Origin of the sequence: Phocaeicola fibrisolvens (assembly GCF_025567125.1) — a bacterium.
Lineage (GTDB): Bacteria > Bacteroidota > Bacteroidia > Bacteroidales > Bacteroidaceae > Phocaeicola > Phocaeicola fibrisolvens.
Window position 1 is genome coordinate 1 of the sequence record NZ_JAOQJI010000012.1, and the last position, 15,994, is coordinate 15,994.

Annotated in this window: 12 protein-coding genes, 1 tRNA gene and 1 pseudogene; 3 read left to right on the forward strand and 11 right to left on the reverse strand. The window is 47.0% G+C overall.

Annotated features, from left to right (window positions below):
- Positions 1 to 271: 271 nt before the first annotated feature.
- Positions 272 to 499, forward strand: a pseudogene (locus OCV81_RS07055) (transposase); the annotation flags it as partial.
- Between the two features lie 131 nt (positions 500 to 630).
- Here OCV81_RS07055 and OCV81_RS07060 read toward each other — a convergent pair.
- Positions 631 to 701, reverse strand: a tRNA-Gln gene (locus tag OCV81_RS07060).
- A 132-nt stretch (positions 702 to 833) separates the two neighbouring features.
- Between OCV81_RS07060 and OCV81_RS07065 the strand changes: the two genes are divergently transcribed.
- On the forward strand, positions 834 to 4,082 hold the full coding sequence (locus OCV81_RS07065) for a S41 family peptidase (RefSeq protein WP_148329481.1): 3,249 nt from the start codon (positions 834 to 836) through the stop codon (positions 4,080 to 4,082).
- A gap of 239 nt (positions 4,083 to 4,321) precedes the next feature.
- Here the strand turns inward: OCV81_RS07065 and tyrS are convergent, their stop codons facing one another.
- From tyrS to OCV81_RS07115, 10 genes are all read right to left on the reverse strand, one after another.
- On the reverse strand, positions 4,322 to 5,614 hold the full coding sequence (tyrS, locus tag OCV81_RS07070) for a tyrosine--tRNA ligase (RefSeq protein WP_148329421.1): 1,293 nt from the start codon (positions 5,612 to 5,614) through the stop codon (positions 4,322 to 4,324).
- A 77-nt stretch (positions 5,615 to 5,691) separates the two neighbouring features.
- The gene (locus tag OCV81_RS07075; protein WP_148329422.1) at positions 5,692 to 6,351 is read right to left on the reverse strand and encodes a TatD family hydrolase; all 660 of its coding nucleotides are present in this window, start codon (positions 6,349 to 6,351) and stop codon (positions 5,692 to 5,694) included.
- 11 nt (positions 6,352 to 6,362) lie between these two features.
- Positions 6,363 to 6,584: a membrane protein insertion efficiency factor YidD gene (gene yidD / locus OCV81_RS07080; protein ID WP_022353779.1), complete on the reverse strand. Its 222-nt coding sequence runs from the start codon at positions 6,582 to 6,584 to the stop codon at positions 6,363 to 6,365.
- Positions 6,581 to 6,976 carry a ribonuclease P protein component gene (locus OCV81_RS07085; RefSeq protein WP_148329423.1) on the reverse strand — a complete coding sequence of 132 codons (396 nt, stop codon included), beginning with the start codon at positions 6,974 to 6,976 and terminating at the stop codon, positions 6,581 to 6,583. The genes yidD and OCV81_RS07085 overlap by 4 nt, the downstream gene beginning before the upstream one ends.
- A gap of 72 nt (positions 6,977 to 7,048) precedes the next feature.
- Positions 7,049 to 7,795: a uroporphyrinogen-III synthase gene (locus OCV81_RS07090; RefSeq protein WP_148329424.1), complete on the reverse strand. Its 747-nt coding sequence runs from the start codon at positions 7,793 to 7,795 to the stop codon at positions 7,049 to 7,051.
- A 5-nt stretch (positions 7,796 to 7,800) separates the two neighbouring features.
- Positions 7,801 to 8,610: a DUF4271 domain-containing protein gene (locus OCV81_RS07095; RefSeq protein ID WP_148329425.1), complete on the reverse strand. Its 810-nt coding sequence runs from the start codon at positions 8,608 to 8,610 to the stop codon at positions 7,801 to 7,803.
- Positions 8,607 to 9,194, reverse strand: coding sequence for an LOG family protein (locus OCV81_RS07100; RefSeq protein WP_148329426.1), 588 nt, complete (start codon positions 9,192 to 9,194; stop codon positions 8,607 to 8,609). The genes OCV81_RS07095 and OCV81_RS07100 overlap by 4 nt, the downstream gene beginning before the upstream one ends.
- 93 nt (positions 9,195 to 9,287) lie before the next feature.
- Positions 9,288 to 10,601 carry a TolC family protein gene (locus OCV81_RS07105; protein WP_148329427.1) on the reverse strand — a complete coding sequence of 438 codons (1,314 nt, stop codon included), beginning with the start codon at positions 10,599 to 10,601 and terminating at the stop codon, positions 9,288 to 9,290.
- Positions 10,598 to 13,771, reverse strand: a complete 3,174-nt coding sequence (locus OCV81_RS07110; RefSeq protein WP_262640243.1) for an efflux RND transporter permease subunit — start codon at positions 13,769 to 13,771, stop codon at positions 10,598 to 10,600. Before OCV81_RS07110 ends, OCV81_RS07105 begins: the two co-directional genes overlap by 4 nt.
- Complete coding sequence (locus tag OCV81_RS07115) at positions 13,771 to 14,829, reverse strand: efflux RND transporter periplasmic adaptor subunit (protein WP_262640245.1); 1,059 nt, start codon at positions 14,827 to 14,829, stop codon at positions 13,771 to 13,773. Before OCV81_RS07115 ends, OCV81_RS07110 begins: the two co-directional genes overlap by 1 nt.
- A 174-nt stretch (positions 14,830 to 15,003) precedes the next feature.
- Here OCV81_RS07115 and OCV81_RS07120 point away from each other — a divergent pair, with 174 nt between their 5' ends.
- A complete protein-coding gene (locus tag OCV81_RS07120; protein WP_148329428.1) occupies positions 15,004 to 15,915 on the forward strand; it encodes an AraC family transcriptional regulator in 912 nt (303 codons plus the stop codon).
- Positions 15,916 to 15,994 lie beyond the last annotated feature (79 nt).

Below are 15,994 nucleotides of genomic sequence, written 5' to 3' on the forward strand. Positions count from 1 at the left end.
TAAAGATACAAAATCTTTAGGTAATAACAATGCCTCGGCTTGGGAAAGTCGGGGCGTTGTCATAAAAAAAGAGGGTATGCATTTTGACACACCCTCAAAAGGAGCTACCCTAAAATTGGAAACTTACATATCCTTCATTCTTTATCGACAGTTTTCCACAAACAATCAGTTTACTTTTATTCAGTCTTTGAATGTCATATCATACCTATGCTAGACATCCACAATATCAAAATTCATTCTTTAACTTAATCACATTTTTATGGAACAAGACTCAGAGAAAGGTATCAGACATAGAGGGCAAAGATGCATAGAGCCTGAAGCCGTCTTTGGACAAATCAAATACGACATGGGATACAAAAGGTTCAGGCATTTTGGAAAAGACAAGGCCACAATGGACTTTGCCTTCTTTGCCATTGCCTTTAATATAAAGAAAATGTGTGCTAAAATCAAAAATCAGAAGATGACAGACAAAAATTATCAAAATATAAGGGTGGCATAAGCCATCTACAGCACATTATACCCCCAAAAGGCATGGACATAGGAAAAACATAAATCACACTCTATGAAAAAGGCAAACGATGATTATATAACGAAAAAGAGGATGCATCATTTTGACACATCCTCTTGACGTTGGACTACCAAGATTCGAACTTGGACAAACAGAACCAAAACCTGTTGTGCTGCCATTACACCATAGTCCAAACTTTATGTTGTTTTCCTCGGAAAACGTTGCAAAGATAAATGTTTTTAGGAATACTTTCCAAATAAATTCTGACTTTTTTTCCGTTTCTGCGGGGAATCCTTACCTTTGTTTTCAAAACCATTTGATTATGATGAAGAAAATATTGTCTGCATTGGTGCTGGGAAGCACAGTGACTTGTGCCATGGCGGTTACCCCGTTGTGGATGCGTGACGTGCGTATCTCCCCAGACGGAAAAGAAATTTTGTTTTGTTACAAGGGAGACATCTACAAGGTAGCTTCTAAAGGGGGTGAGGCGGTACAGCTGACTACCCAGGATTCCTACGAATCGTCTCCGGTGTGGTCGCCCGATGGCAAGCAGATTGCCTTTGCCAGCGACCGTTTTGGGAATACGGATGTGTTTGTGATGTCGGCCAACGGAGGTTCGGCTCGCAGATTGACCACTAACTCGGCTTCGGAAATTCCTTCCGCTTTCACACCAGACGGAAAGTACATTGTGTTCTCGGCCAGCATTCAGGACCCGGCCAGCAGTGCGCTGTTTCCGACTTCTGCCATGACGGAATTGTATAAGGTATCGGCAGAAGGGGGAAAGACGGAACAGATTCTGGGTACGCCTGCCGAAATGGTTTGCTTCAATGCGGCGGGCAACAAGTTCTTGTATCAGGACCGGAAAGGGTTTGAGGATGAATGGCGCAAGCACCACACTTCTTCTATCACACGGGATATCTGGATGTACGACATGACCTCGGGCAAGCATACCAACCTGACCAAACGGGCGGGAGAAGACCGTAACCCGGTATTGTCGGCCGATGGCAAGGAAGTGTTCTTCCTGAGTGAGCGCAACAAAGGTTCGTTTAATGTGTATTCGTTTCCGTTGGATCACCCGGACCAGGTGAAGCCGCTGACTTCTTGCTCCACACATCCGGTGCGTTTCCTGTCTTTGGGCAGCGACGGTACAATGTGCTATACGTATAATGGAGAAATTTATACACAGGCTCAAGGTGGAAAACCGGCAAAAGTCGCCATTTCACTGACACGCGACGACGAGGATATTCCGGTGACGTTGACCTATACGAGAGGGGCTTCGGAAGCGGTGGTTTCGCCCGACGGCAAGCAGGTGGCTTTCATCGTGCGTGGAGAGGTGTTCGTGACCTCTGTGGAATATGGTACGACCAAGCAGATTACGCATACACCGGAAGCGGAAGAGGGATTGTCTTTCGGAGCAGACAACCGTACGCTGGTATATGCCAGTGAGCGGGAAGGAAACTGGCAGCTTTACAAGGCGGAAATTGAACGGAAAGAGGATTTGAATTTCCCGAATGCCACTTTGATTAAGGAAGAAGTGCTGTTGCCTTCCAAGACCGTGGAACGGATGTATCCCAAGTTCTCGCCCGATGGCAAGGAGGTGGCTTTCATTGAAGACCGTATCCGCCTGAAGGTGTTGAACCTCGAAACGAACAAGGTGCGTGAGATTACCGACGGAAGTACGTGGTATGAACTGAGTGGAGGATTCCATTATGCCTGGTCGCCCGATGGAAAATGGTTTACGCTGGAGTTCATCGGCAACAAGCACGATCCGTATACCGATATCGCTTTGGTCAGTGCCGACGGAAAAGGAAAACTCGTGAACCTGACCAACAGTGGTTACACCAGTGGTTCGCCGAAATGGACCATGGACGGCAATGCCATCCTGTTCACCACCGAGCGTTACGGAATGCGTAACCATGCTTCCTGGGGTTCACTGGACGACGTGATGATGGTCTTTGTGAACCAGGATGCCTACGACAAATACCGTATGAGCAAGGAGGATTACGAGTTGCAGAAGGAACTGGAAAAAGAACAGAAGAAGGCTGCGGAAAAGAAAGACGGAAAGAAGGAAGATAAAAAAGAGGATAAAGACAAGAAAGATGAGGCTGCCAAGGTGAAAGACATCGTGGTGGAACTGGAGGGCATTCAGGACCGTATCGTGCGTCTGACACCGAATTCATCGAACATCGCCTCGGCTATTCTTTCGAAGGATGGAGAGAGTCTGTATTATCTGTCGGCTTTCGAACGGGGTTTCGATATGTGGAAACTGGATTTGCGCAAACGGGAAACAAAACTGTTGCACAAGATGGGTTCCGGATGGGCCGACATGGAGATGGACAAGGATGGAAAGAATCTGTTCGTGCTGGGGTCAGGTTCCATGCAGAAGATGGACATGAGCGGGGAGAAGCTGAAGCCGATTTCTTATCGGGCGGATGTGAAGATGGACTTGGCTGCTGAACGGGCTTACATGTATGATAACATGTGTCGTGAGGAGCAGAAACGTTTTTATGACGTGAAGATGCACGGAGTAGACTGGAAGGCCATGACGGCTAATTACCGTCGTTTCTTGCCGCATATCAACAACAAATATGATTATGCGGAAATGCTGAGTGAACTGCTGGGCGAACTGAACGTATCGCACACGGGAGGCCGTTACCGTCCGGGAGCTAAGGAAGCTACCGCCAGTCTGGGATTGCTGTATGACTGGAGTTACACGGGCAAAGGCATGAAGGTGGACGAAGTGGTGGAAAAAGGTCCGTTCGACCGGAAGACGACACAGGTGAAACCGGGTGTGGTGATTGAGAAGATTGACGGACAGCCGGCCGAGGGTGATTTTGCGGCGTTGCTGAATGGAAAGGCTGGTAAGAAGGTCTTGGTTTCGTTCTACGACCCCGAGTCGAAAGCCCGTTGGGATGAAGTAGTGAAACCCATCAGCGGCGGAGCCTTGAGTGGCCTGTTGTATGAGCGTTGGGTGAAACAGCGTGCGGCAGATGTGGACAAATGGTCGAACGGTCGCCTGGGATACGTACATATCGAATCTATGGACGACGGCAGTTTCCGTACCATTTATTCGGATATCCTGGGTAAATACAACAACCGGGAAGGTATCGTGATTGATACGCGTTTCAACGGAGGAGGCCGTTTGCATGAAGACATCGAAGTGTTGTTCAGCGGACATAAGTACCTGACACAGGTCATCCGCGGACGGGAAGCCTGCGACATGCCGAGCCGTCGCTGGAACAAGCCTTCCATCATGTTGCAGTGCGAGGCCAACTATTCGAATGCACACGGCACGCCGTGGGTATACAAGCACCAGGGAATTGGTAAGCTGGTAGGCGCACCGGTTCCGGGTACGATGACGAGTGTGAACTGGGTACGGATGCAAGATCCGGATTTGATTTACGGTATTCCAGTCATCGGTTACCGTCTGCCGGACGGCAGTTACCTGGAAAACAAGGAACTGGAGCCAGACATTTATGTGCTGAACGCGCCCGAAACCATTGTGAAAGGAGAAGATACGCAGTTGAAGGCGGCAGTAGACGAGCTGTTAAAAGAGCTGGATGCGAAGAAATAAGGACTGAAATTTCCGGGAGAACTGTCTTTCCGGACTTACAAAAATGCCGGTTGATTCACAATGAGTCAGCCGGTATTTTTTGTTTTCTGACCTTTATTTCCCGAAGTAATTTTATCTCATGTCAGTACTCTCTTGGTAGTACTCTAGTACTTCCGAAAGTACTGGCAGACTTCAAGATACAAGAAAGGCTGCCCCAAATGGTATTGAGACAGCCTTCCGGTATCTTTTTCTGAAAGAATTTATTTGGCGATAACCAAGTAATAGTTCTTCTTTCCGCGCTGTACGAGCAGGTATTTTTCATCCAGCAGGTCGGCTGCGGTGATTTCCTGGTCGAAAGCCGTCAGTTTCTCTTTGTTCAATGAAACGCCACCGCCTTGAACCAGCTTACGCATTTCACCTTTTGACGGGAAGATGGCTGCTTTTTCGGTAAACAAATCTACGGCCTTGATGCCTGCTTCAATATCCGTCTTGGATACTTCAAACTGAGGAACCCCTTCAAATACAGAAAGTAGGGTGTCTTCGTCCAGTCTCTTCAGGGCCTCGGAAGTAGCTTTTCCAAAGAGGATGCCAGAGGCTTCCACTGCCGCATTGTAGTCGGCTTCCGAGTGAACCATGATGGTCACTTCCTTGGCCAGACGTTTCTGGAGCACGCGTGCTTCAGGAGCCTGTTCGTGTTCGGCAATCAGGCCTTCGATTTCTTCCTTGCTCAGGGAAGTGAAAATCTTGATATAGCGTTTGGCATCTTCGTCGCTTACGTTCAACCAGAACTGATAGAACTTGTAAGGAGAAGTATAACGGGAATCCAGCCAGATGTTTCCTGATTCTGTCTTTCCGAATTTACCGCCGTCGGCTTTTGTAATCAGCGGGCAAGTCAGGGCAAATACTTCTCCTCCGTTGGTACGGCGAATCAGTTCAGCACCTGTGGTGATGTTTCCCCACTGGTCGGAGCCACCCAGCTGCAGCTTGCAGTTCTTGGTTTCATACAGATGCAGGAAATCGTATCCTTGTAACAGCTGGTAAGTAAATTCTGTGAAAGAAAGACCGTCGCGGGCTTCTCCGTTCAGACGTTTCTGTACGGATTCCTTTGCCATCATGTAGTTCACGGTGATGTGTTTTCCTACGGTACGGGCAAAATCCAGGAAAGAGAAGTCTTTCATCCAGTCGTAGTTGTTTACCAGTTCTGCACGGTTCGGGGCATCCGATTCAAAATCGAGGAATTTGCCCAACTGCTTCTTGATACACTCCTGATTGTGGCGCAGGGTTTCCTCGTCCAGCAAATTACGTTCCTGCGACTTGCCTGAAGGGTCTCCAATCATACCAGTGGCACCGCCTACCAGTGCCAACGGCTTGTGGCCGCAGCGTTGGAAATGACGCAACATCATCACGCCACACAGGTGACCGATATGCAACGAGTCGGCTGTAGGGTCAATACCCAGGTAAGCCGTTACCATTTCCTTCTTCAGCAGTTCTTCTGTTCCTGGCATCATGGTATGTATCATTCCACGCCATCTTAGTTCATCTACAAAATTCATCGAATGAAATTCTTAGTTTAACATATTTATTTAATAATTGAAGCAAAAGTACGACACTTTCTCTGAATAACCAATTTTTAGCGGTTAAAAAAGAGACGGTTAGCATTTTCGTGGAGGGCTTTGATGAGGCTCTCCATAGTCGTGCCGCGTACGGAAGCGACTTCGGAATAGAAGGTGGGGAAATCGATATTTTCTTCATCGCTTTCCACCAATAACTTTTCGGTCGGCACGGCAGACAGGGCTTTTTCTTGGTATTTTTTTCCGAAGGAAAGATAAAATCCATGCCGGAGCAAGTCTTCGGCCAGTTCTTTCTTTCCTCTGAAACCATGAATAATCCAAGGTTGCGTAGGACGATGTTTCTTTTGGAATGCCAGAAGCTCTGTCGTAGCCTTGACAGCATGAATAAGTAAGGGGAAACGGTACTTTTCAGATAATGCAATGGCTGCCTGAAAAGCTTCCTGTTGCAGCGGAAGAGGAACATCGCACAGCTTGTCAAGTCCTGCTTCTCCCACGGCTACTACCCGTGGGTCGGATGAAAGGCAGTGTTCCATCCAGTTTGTTTGTAATGGGAGGTTCTCTGCAGACAGATACCAAGGATGGAGGCTGACAGAGAGGTACTTGGCTTGTTGGAAAACCACAGAGGCCGATTCCATCATGCTGCAGCTGAGAATGGAGGTGGTCTGTGCGTCGGATGTCAAGTGATGGGTGTGTGCGTCGAAAAAAGGAGTCTCAAGCATGGGGGAAAGAGTTAAGGAACAGGGTCGTATCCGGAGCCTCCCCAAGGGTGGCAGCGGAGAATGCGCCGTATGGCCAGGTACAATCCTTTCAGGGGGCCGTGCTTCTTGATGGCTTCAATGGCATACTGTGAACAGGTGGGGGTGAAGCGGCAGGAAGGAGGCGTGAAGGGGGAGATGCAGTTCCGGTAAAAATAAATGGGAAGCAAAAGAAGAAAAGTCAGAATCTTTCTCATGCCAGACGTTCTGCAGTAAGTTGTAACAGTTTGACGACCTTAGCTTCTACTTCAGCGGAGTCATGGAGTTCGTTGTCCAGCCAGATAAAGGCCAAGGCCACTTTTTTGTGTGAGTTCTTCAGTGAATCAATCAGGATTTGCTTATGCTTGCGGTAGGCTTCGCGTATCTGACGTTTCACGCGGTTGCGTTTCACGGCCCGTTTAAACCGTTTTTTGGGCACACTGATCAGGATGGTGGCTATGGGCAGATTCTCTCCTTCAACTGGCATGTAGACGATACGCAGAGGAAAAGCAGGAAGCGACTTGCTGCCTCCTGTGAAGAGTTTCTCTATCAGTATCCGGCTATTCAGCCGTTCTACCTTTGGCAAAGTGGGTTTTTGAGAATCAGTCATAGACACGGTACTAAAAAGTAACAAAGCGAAGTAATGCTTTTATTGCTTCGCTTTGTTGGTCAGAGATATTTCTTATTTGTTGTGTTCGCGGATAAACATATCCAATGCGGCCGGCATGGAAGGAGCGGCGCTGGAAGGAGCTTCCAAATCGAGACGTAAACCTGCGTCCTTGACTGCCTTGGCAGTGGTAGGGCCGAAACTTCCAATAGCAATGTCTTTCTGTTCGAAGTTCGGGAAGTTCTTCATCAGCGACTGGATACCTGCCGGGCTGAAGAAAATCAGCATGTCATAGTTGAATTCTTCACCGGGTGTAAAGTCGTTGCTTACTGTGCGATACATTATTGCTTCTGTATGCTGGATATGGTTTTTGTCGAGCAAATCTTTGATTTCATCGTTGTGTACATCAGATATTGGAATGAAATATTTTTCCGTATTATGCTTGACGATGAGCGGAAGTAAGTCGGCAAATTTACCTGTGGCACCGAAAAAGACTTTTCGTTTACGATATTGTACGTATTTCTGGATATACAATGCAATTGTTTCCGAAGTACAGAAATATTTCATCGTTTCCGGAATCGTCACACGCAATTCTGTGCACAGACTAAAGAAATGATCGATAGCATGGCGTGAAGTAAATACAACGGCTGTATGGTCTAGAATAGAAACCTTCTGCTGTCTGAATTCTTTAGCCGACAAACTTTCTACTTTGATGAACGGGCGAAAATCTATCTTCACTCCGTATTTCTCAGCAATGTCAAAATAGGGAGACTTTTCTGTCGTCGGTTTAGGCTGAGAAACGAGGACTTTCTTTATTTTCAACGTTACTAAAAATTTAAAATCAAAATGTTATTTATATATATCAATCCTTTCCAAAGGAAAAGAAGGGGGATGATTTCGAGGGTGCAAAAGTACAGAATTAAATGTAAAATGCCATGAAAATGATTGAAAAAGTTTCTAATGCATTTATAAAATAACAATATTTTGAAACAAATTACTACAATGAGTACGAAGGTTTTAGAAAAATTAAAGTCTAGGTTGAAATAAACAATGAGCAAAGTCAGGGGAAATAGTATGAATGCAGCTCCACATAGAAGATCAAAATAAGCGGAAATCCATGTTTTATTTTTCTCTTTGTCAAAGAAAACCCAGTTGACCAGTTGGTAAAGACAAGCTTTGCCTGACACTGTCAACAGCATACAGGCGATATAAACAAGTAATATGATAGAATGTGGGACAACCTGAAACAGGAAGTTGTTTGTTTTCGAAAAGAAGTCGTAGACAAATAAACTGGCAGATATGCAACTGATTCCTCCCAAACTCAAGGTGTAGCGAAGGTCGAAGTTGGAAGTCTCGTCAAACAGGCCTGCCCGTTCCTTTTGGCGGAAGAAGGTCTTTAGGTGCTGATGGAGATATTTTTTCCCGTTTTTTAGTGCGTAGATAATTAGAAAAAAACAGAGGAAAACCACACAGGTTATCGGTAAGTCGGTGCGGAGCTGATAGGGAAGAGGCTCGCCCGGCATGCCTGTAGTACACCGCATTTCTTTGCTATGCAGCAGTGCGTTATCTATTTCCTTTACGTGCTGTTCGTAAAGTTCCTGGATTTGGGAAAAAACTATGTGGCAGACTTTGTTCATATCGCTGCAAATTTACGAATTTCTTTGCTCCAATGGGGAATGGTATACAGCAAATCTACGGCTTCTTCTGGAGTTTCTGCTACATGCCAGATGTTTTTGTGTTCCTGCCGCATGAAATGTTGGTCGATGGCCTGCTGGAGCATTTCTAATAGAGGGTCGTAAAAGTGGTTGATGTTCAATATGACGATGGGTTTCAGGTACAGTCCGAGCTGCTTCCAGGTAATGATTTCGAGCAGTTCTTCCAAGGTGCCGCATCCTCCGGGAAGGGCGATGACGCCGTCGGACATGTCGGCCATAAGTTGTTTGCGCTCGTGCATGTCTTTGGTCTCAATTAGTCGGGTCAGCCCTTTGTGGTGCCATCCTTGTTCGACCATAAAATGAGGTATAATACCCGTCACAGTGCCTCCGGCAGCCAGTGTGGCGTCGCTGATGCGGCACATGAGTCCCAGGCATCCGGCTCCGTTGATGAGGTTGATGTGTTTCCGGGCCAGGATCTTTCCCAGTTGTTCAGCGGCTTCGAAGTAGATTGGATCAATTTTTGTGCTGGAGGCGCTGTACACGCATATATTTTTGATATCGTTCATTGCAAAGGAGAATAATTTTTGCAAAGATAGAGATTAAACAATTATATGCAATGCCTGACATCGTCTGTAATTGTCAATATTATTAGGTAAAAGCTATTCCTCCAAACGTCCCGTGCACCGCTTGTATTCTGTTTCATAAATTTTGTATTGCGTCAGTGCTTCGATACGGTTGCTTTCAGCCTGTTGCCATTGGGACTGTGCTTCCAGCAGGTCGGTCAGGGTGCTGAGGCCGTGGGTGTAGCGGTTGCGCATCACTCGCAGGCTTTCCTGGGCTTGCTTGGAACCGAGTGCGGCAGTTTGTACCAGGTTATATCCGTTGGTCAGGTTCTGGATGGCCTGTCGTACCTCGATGGTGAGCAGACGTGAATTTTGTTGTAGGTCCAGTTGGGCATTTTGCAAGTCCAGCTTGGCTTTCTTGATCTTTCTCAGTCCTTCTCCCCAATGGAAGAGGGGGATGCTTACCGAAGCCATGACCAGTCCGATACCGTCATCCATTTTTTGAGTAAAAGGAATGTAGTTTCCTTGCGGGTCGGCCGTCATCCCTTTCAGTTTGATGTTTCCGTAGTAGGCATATCCGGCAGAGAGTCCTATTTGCGGTAAAATATTCCCTCTGGCCAATTTTACTTGTTGTTCTTGGGCAGCAATCTGCTGTTTCAGCAATTTGAACTCAGGTCGGGAGTCAATTCCCTCTTCCAGTTGTTCGGGAGGCGTGACTTGGATAAGGGTGTCTGTGGGGAGAATCTGTGTTTCCAACGGTTCACCTAATACATGGCACAGGGCCAACCGGCATAGTTCGTTTCCATTCTGGGCCTTTTGCAGTTGATAGTTGATTTCACTTCGTTTGGCAGTGATGCGCAACAGCTCATTGTCTGTGCCCATTCCTGCTTTTACGGCTGTTTCTACCTGTTGGTATAGGGTATCCATTTGTGTGCGATACGCTTCCAGCATACGTACCTTTTGCTGGACGGCAATGTAGTTCCAGTAAGCCTTGTCTGCCTCCGCAATGACTTCCATGCGTGTCTTTCTCCTGCTTTCGGCAGCACTTTCTCGACCAATCTGGGCCAGTTTGTTCCCTGCCCTGATTTTCCCTCCAGCATATAACGGCTGGGTCATACTGATGCCTGCCAGGTACATGCCGTGAATCTGAAGTTCCATCCCGGTCATTTCGACATCTGGAAACATATAGGACCCCGATACCATTCCGTCGAATTTAGGCAGATAGGAACTGAAGGCAATCTTCTGGTCCAGTTCGGCCTGCTGTAAGGCGTTGGTGGCTTTCTGTAGCTCCTCGTTGCGTAGCAGAGCCAGTTCCCGGCAATCGGCTTGTGTGAGTGAAAGTATATGTTGTGCAGGGAGCTGTGTCAGAAATCCGAGCCACAGTATTCCTCCTAAAATGTATCGTTTCATAATTGTTGTATGGATGAAGGGTTAGACATGGAGTTGGGTTTGTGTATATGGAACAGAGCGGTATAGAAAATGGGGAGCAGCACGAGGGTAATGAGGGTACCTACGGTCAGTCCTCCCATAATCGTGATGGCCATGGAACCATACATCGGATCGTTTACCAGTGGAATCATGCCCACAATGGTGGTCAGGGAGGCCATCAGTACGGGGCGTACACGTGAAACGGTCGCTTCCACCACCGCATGATAAGGGTGGAGATGTTCTTCCTGTTGCAAGCGATTGATTTCATCGACCAGCACAATAGCGTTTTTCACCATCATGCCGATAAGTCCCATCATTCCGATGATAGCCATAAAGGTAAAGGGCTGTCGGAACAGCAACAGGGCGGGCGTGATGCCACAGAAAACAAACGGGAAACAGAGTAAAATGAGTATTACTTTTTTCCAACTGTTGAAAAGTAATAACAGGATGCCCAGAATGATGAAGAGGGTCACAGGCAGGTATTTCATGAGGTTGCCGATGGCTTCTCCCTGCAATTCACCTTCGCCTACCCATCGCATTTTGTAACCGTCCGGCAGAGGGATGCCTTCGATTTCTTTCTGAATGGAAGCAACTACTTTCGCTGGAGTGGCTTCGTATAAGTCGGTATTGGGGTCACATTCCGCTTCGATGGCTCTTTGTCCGTTGAGACGATAGATGTAGTTGTTTTCCCAGTCCAGCCGAATTTGACGGGCTACATTGCCGAGGGGTACACTACGGAACAATTGGTCTTGTAACTCATCGGTTTTGGTGGAACCGGTCAGCACTCCTTTCAGTGCGTCGTCGTCCATGCGCAGGTTCAACGTACTCCATACGGGAATATCATTCAGGTTGGTAATCCGGCTTCCGTCGGCATTCCGTACCAGCAGGTGGATGAGTACGGTCCGGTCTTGGTCGTTCAATACACCTACGGGTAATCCGTCGGTAGCGGCCAGCAGGGCATTTCCTACATCACTCCGTTCGATACCTGACCTTAATGCATCTTCGCGTACATAATCGGCTGTCAGGGTCTTGCCTTTGGGTTTCCAGTTGTTACCCACAGAATAAGGGTCTACATACGGGCAGCGGCGCATAATATCTTCTGCCTGTTGACTCAGTTTCCGTAGGATGGCAGGATCCGGACCTGAAAACTCGACTTCCACTGTATGAGAGGAGGCGATGGAGAAATTGTATTTCCGGATGCGGATGTACGCATCGGGATAACGTTCACGCAGAAGTTTTCTGACTGCAGGTATTTGTGCAACCACGGTCTCATAATCTTTACAGTCGACCATCAGTTCGCCGTAACAGTCGCCTCCTGAGGTCATGGGACGCACCAGGCAGTAATGGGCAGGTGCACTTCCCATGCTGGCAGCTACTCGCTCAATGGCAGGATTTTTCTTCAGCAGGGCCGACATTTCCAAAAGGTCTTTTCGTATACGGTCGGGGTCGGTTTGCGAAGGAAGAAAATATTCTACAATGAATTGCTTGTAGTCGAAATCAGGAAAAAACAGATTTTTTACCTTCGTCATGCCGAATATACAAAGCGCCAAGAGGATGAAGGCGGTAGCCAGTGTCGTCTTTTTGTATTCTACCAGCAAGCTGATGGTACGACGGATAAATCGGTGGATGGGTGAATGGTATATTTGTGGCTGTTGAGTCTTTTTTTTACGGGTAGGCAGCCACGATTTGGCACACACAGGTACTTGGGTCAATGCCAGTATCCAGCTGGCCAGCAAGCTGACACAGAGTACCAGGAACAGGTCGCCGGCATATTCTCCGGCTGAATCGGGAGAAAGATATACCGCAAGGAAAGTCGATACGGCAATCAGGGTAGCTCCCAGCAGAGGCATGGCGGTGTGCTGTCCGATGCGGTACAAATAAGTCTTTGGTCCTAGCCCACGTGCTTTGTCAATCAAAATACCGTCCATGATGACGATGGCATTGTCCACCAGCATCCCCATGGCCACGATAAAAGCCCCGAGGGAGATGCGTTGAAGCGTGGTGCCACACATCAACAGAATGGGGAAGGAGACAGCGATAGTCAGAATCAGTCCGAAGCCGATGATGAGGCCGCTGCGGAATCCCATGGTGAAGATAAGTATCAGGATGACAATCAGGACCGATTCTACCAGGTTGACCATAAAGGAACTGATGGCTTCATCCACCTTGTCGGGTTGGAAGAATATCTTTTCCATTTCCATTCCTACGGGAATCTGTGGCATGATTTCTGCCAGCCGTTTTTCAACCGCTTTTCCCACATCGGGGACAATGGCATTTTCTTCCATGGTCAGGCAGATGGCCAGGGCCGGTTTTCCGTCCACGAAGAAACCGTTCCGTTGCGGCTCACTATAGGTACGTTCTATTTGTGCAATATCTCCCAGTCGGATGGTTTTTCCCTGTGGGGTACGAATAAGCAGGTTACGGATGTCTTTCTCATCAGTAACGGCACTGCTCACATGCAATGGCAGCCGGTCGCTCTCATTCTGGTAACTGCCAGCGTTGACGGTTTTTCCGGCATTCTGCAGGCTCATCATGATTTGGGTAGGGATAATGCCATTACGGGCAATCTTCTCTTTCGATAACGTAATTTGAATGACTTCATCCCGGTTGCCTGTGATGAGGATACGTTTCACACCCTTTACTCCCAGCAGTTCCCGGCGTATCAGTTTGGCGTACTTATAGAGTTCCGGATAAGAATAGCCTTCACCTGTGAAAGCATAGAAGATGCCGTACACATCCATCATGTCGTCTATGACAATCGGGTCATAGCAGTCTTGTGGCAATTTGGAACGGCTGTCGTTCACTTTCCGTCGCAGAAGGTCGAAGTGCTGTTCCAAGTCTTTTTGGAGAACGGTCATCTGGAATTCGACGGTGATTGTGGCCATCCCGTTCTGGCATTCCGATTTGATTTTCTTGACATTGGGAAGGGCGCGGAGTTCGTCTTCCATGGTTTGTGCCACTTTCAGCTCCACTTCATGTGCGGTAGCTCCCGGATAAGGTACGATGACCATGGCTTGCTTGACGGAGACAGCCGGGTCTTCCAGTTTGGGCATTTGCAGAAAGGCCAGCACACCGGCTATTAGAATGAATGTCATGAGCGACCAGAACAAGGTAGGCCGCTTCATAAAGTATTCGGTGAGTTTTATTTTCATCAGATAAGTCCTCCTACGTTGGTTTTACTATCCGTATGGATGACACGGACTTTTTCGTTCTCTTGCAGGGCATTTACTCCTGCCTTTATGATTTGTTCATCCCCTTTCAGTCCGGCTGTAATGACGGCACGGCCTTTTTCATCTATTTCGCTGCAGTTCACTTTCCGTTTGCTGACGGTAGAGTCGGTATTCATTACCCAGACATAGGTTTCTTCCTGTGATTGAATGAGGGCATGCAGGGGAAGTGTAAAAGAAGCACGAAGACTGTCGGTAGCTGCAATGTAGATGCGTACATTGACATTTATGCCTGCACTGAGCCGTGAGTTGGTTTTCTTCTGAAAGGTCAGTTTCAGCTGGTATAACTGATTTCCATCTGCTTTGGGGGTGATGCTTGATATTTTCATGGGAATATCTTCTCCTTTTGCAGAAGGAAGTTCGCAGGTGATACGCTGGAAGCGGGAACGAAGCTGATATACCTCAGCCGGCAGTTCGGTTTCCACTTCCATGGAATGCATGTCGAGCAGGTTGATGACAGGAGTGCCTGCGTCTACCATTTCCGATGGAGCAAAATTGACGCTTTGTATGTATCCGTCGGTAGGAGCATACAAGCGTGTATATGCCAGCTTGTTACGGTTGACTTGCAATTGTACTTTCAATTGCTGCAGTCCGGCCTGTGCTTTTTCATAATCGTTTATGGAAATACTTTTGCTGCGATATAAGGCTTCTGTCCGTTTGACTTCATCTTCCAGTTGCTTGCATTGTATTTCCAAAGCTTGTACACCTAGTTGGTAGTCTGTGTGGTCCAGCTGGGCGATTAACTGCCCCTTCTTTACATAATCTCCTTCTTTTACGTATATTTTTTCAATTTGTCCTGCGGTTTTAAATCCCAGTCCGATGTTATGGCTTTCTTGTACCACTCCAGAAAAGTTTTTGATGCTCTCTGCTCCAGACGGGATAGGAGTGGTCAACATCACACTGCGGATAAAGGTTTGCGTGGGCTTTTCTGTGCATCCACTGGCCAACCAGAGAAGGAAGGGAAGTAATAATAATCGTTTCATCTGTATGGATTTAGAAGTTCTTTGATGCAAAGGTCACATTTTTTGTTTTCTTCTTTACACCCTTATCAGCCTGCAAAATGTCCTAAAGGTTGGATTAGTGGATTAAATAACCTGTTTTTTCCTTGTTTTCTGTTCTAAAGGACTATCTTTGTAAAGAAATAAAGAGCAAAATAGATGAAGAAAGAAGATTCTATTTTTAAGGAATTGCATTTGTTGATGCTTCCTGATGTGGGGCGTACGCTGATTTATGGAAATGAACTGGTTTTGCTGGATAACATCGGAATGGATGTGGAGGAGGAACTGGTTTCTGATTTTGTGTCTCCTTCCTACCCTTTCAAGCTGACTTTTACCCTGGTGATGTTCTGTTTGCGTGGTACCATGCGGGTACGGCTACAGTTGAAAGAATATGTATTGTCGGAGAATGATGTACTGGTGGTGCTTCCAGGTACGATTGGAGAATGTCTGGAAGTGAGTGCAGAGGCAAAGGTGGCAGTTATCGGGATGTCCGGTCATCGTTTGTGGAAAGGTCAACAATCGTCCTTAAGTATGGCTTTCCTGCGTTTTCTTACTGCTACTCCCCTGATACATATCTCGTCGACTCAAATGGAAGAGTGTATGATACTCTATCATTTGATGCGGAAAAAGCTGGAGCAACCCGGTTATAAATTTAAGCTGGAAGCCATAGCAGGCTATTTGCAGGTATTCTTTTACAATGGATGCCAATGGTTGTTGGAGTATGACCGGCAGCAGGTGCGTAAAGTGGAAAGCAGGCAGGAAAAGTTGTTTGAGGCCTTTCTGGAGTTGGTGCAAACGCATTATAGAGAACATCGGAACATGTGTTTCTATGCTGAAAAACTTTGCCTGACGCCCAAATATCTTTCGCAGGTCATTTGGGAGGTAAGTGACCGCCATGCTCCGGATTGGATTCGCGATTGTGTGATTCTGGAAGCAAAGGCTTTGTTGAAAAGTGGACAATACACTGTCCAGCAGGTAGGTGATTTCCTGAATTTTGCAAATGCCTCTTTCTTTGGCAAATATTTTAAGGCTGCGGTAGGATGTACTCCCCGGCAATACATGTGGAGATAGCCAGTTTGAAAAACAAAAAGCAGGAAGAGAACTTTGAGATTCTCTTTCTGCTTTCTGTAGTGATTGTGAATATATTATT

What these genes read in the sequence shown, in the direction of transcription:
- OCV81_RS07110 (WP_262640243.1), bottom strand. Translation starts at nt 13,771, where the DNA reads ATGAAAATAAAACTCACCGAATACTTTATGAAGCGGCCTACCTTGTTC.
- OCV81_RS07120 (WP_148329428.1), top strand. Translation starts at nt 15,004, where the DNA reads ATGAAGAAAGAAGATTCTATTTTTAAGGAATTGCATTTGTTGATGCTT.
- OCV81_RS07065 (WP_148329481.1), top strand. Translation starts at nt 834, where the DNA reads ATGAAGAAAATATTGTCTGCATTGGTGCTGGGAAGCACAGTGACTTGT.
- OCV81_RS07115 (WP_262640245.1), bottom strand. Translation starts at nt 14,829, where the DNA reads ATGAAACGATTATTATTACTTCCCTTCCTTCTCTGGTTGGCCAGTGGA.
- yidD (WP_022353779.1), bottom strand. Translation starts at nt 6,584, where the DNA reads ATGAGAAAGATTCTGACTTTTCTTCTTTTGCTTCCCATTTATTTTTAC.
- OCV81_RS07100 (WP_148329426.1), bottom strand. Translation starts at nt 9,194, where the DNA reads ATGAACGATATCAAAAATATATGCGTGTACAGCGCCTCCAGCACAAAA.
- OCV81_RS07105 (WP_148329427.1), bottom strand. Translation starts at nt 10,601, where the DNA reads ATGAAACGATACATTTTAGGAGGAATACTGTGGCTCGGATTTCTGACA.
- OCV81_RS07095 (WP_148329425.1), bottom strand. Translation starts at nt 8,610, where the DNA reads ATGAACAAAGTCTGCCACATAGTTTTTTCCCAAATCCAGGAACTTTAC.
- OCV81_RS07085 (WP_148329423.1), bottom strand. Translation starts at nt 6,976, where the DNA reads ATGACTGATTCTCAAAAACCCACTTTGCCAAAGGTAGAACGGCTGAAT.
- OCV81_RS07075 (WP_148329422.1), bottom strand. Translation starts at nt 6,351, where the DNA reads ATGCTTGAGACTCCTTTTTTCGACGCACACACCCATCACTTGACATCC.
- tyrS (WP_148329421.1), bottom strand. Translation starts at nt 5,614, where the DNA reads ATGAATTTTGTAGATGAACTAAGATGGCGTGGAATGATACATACCATG.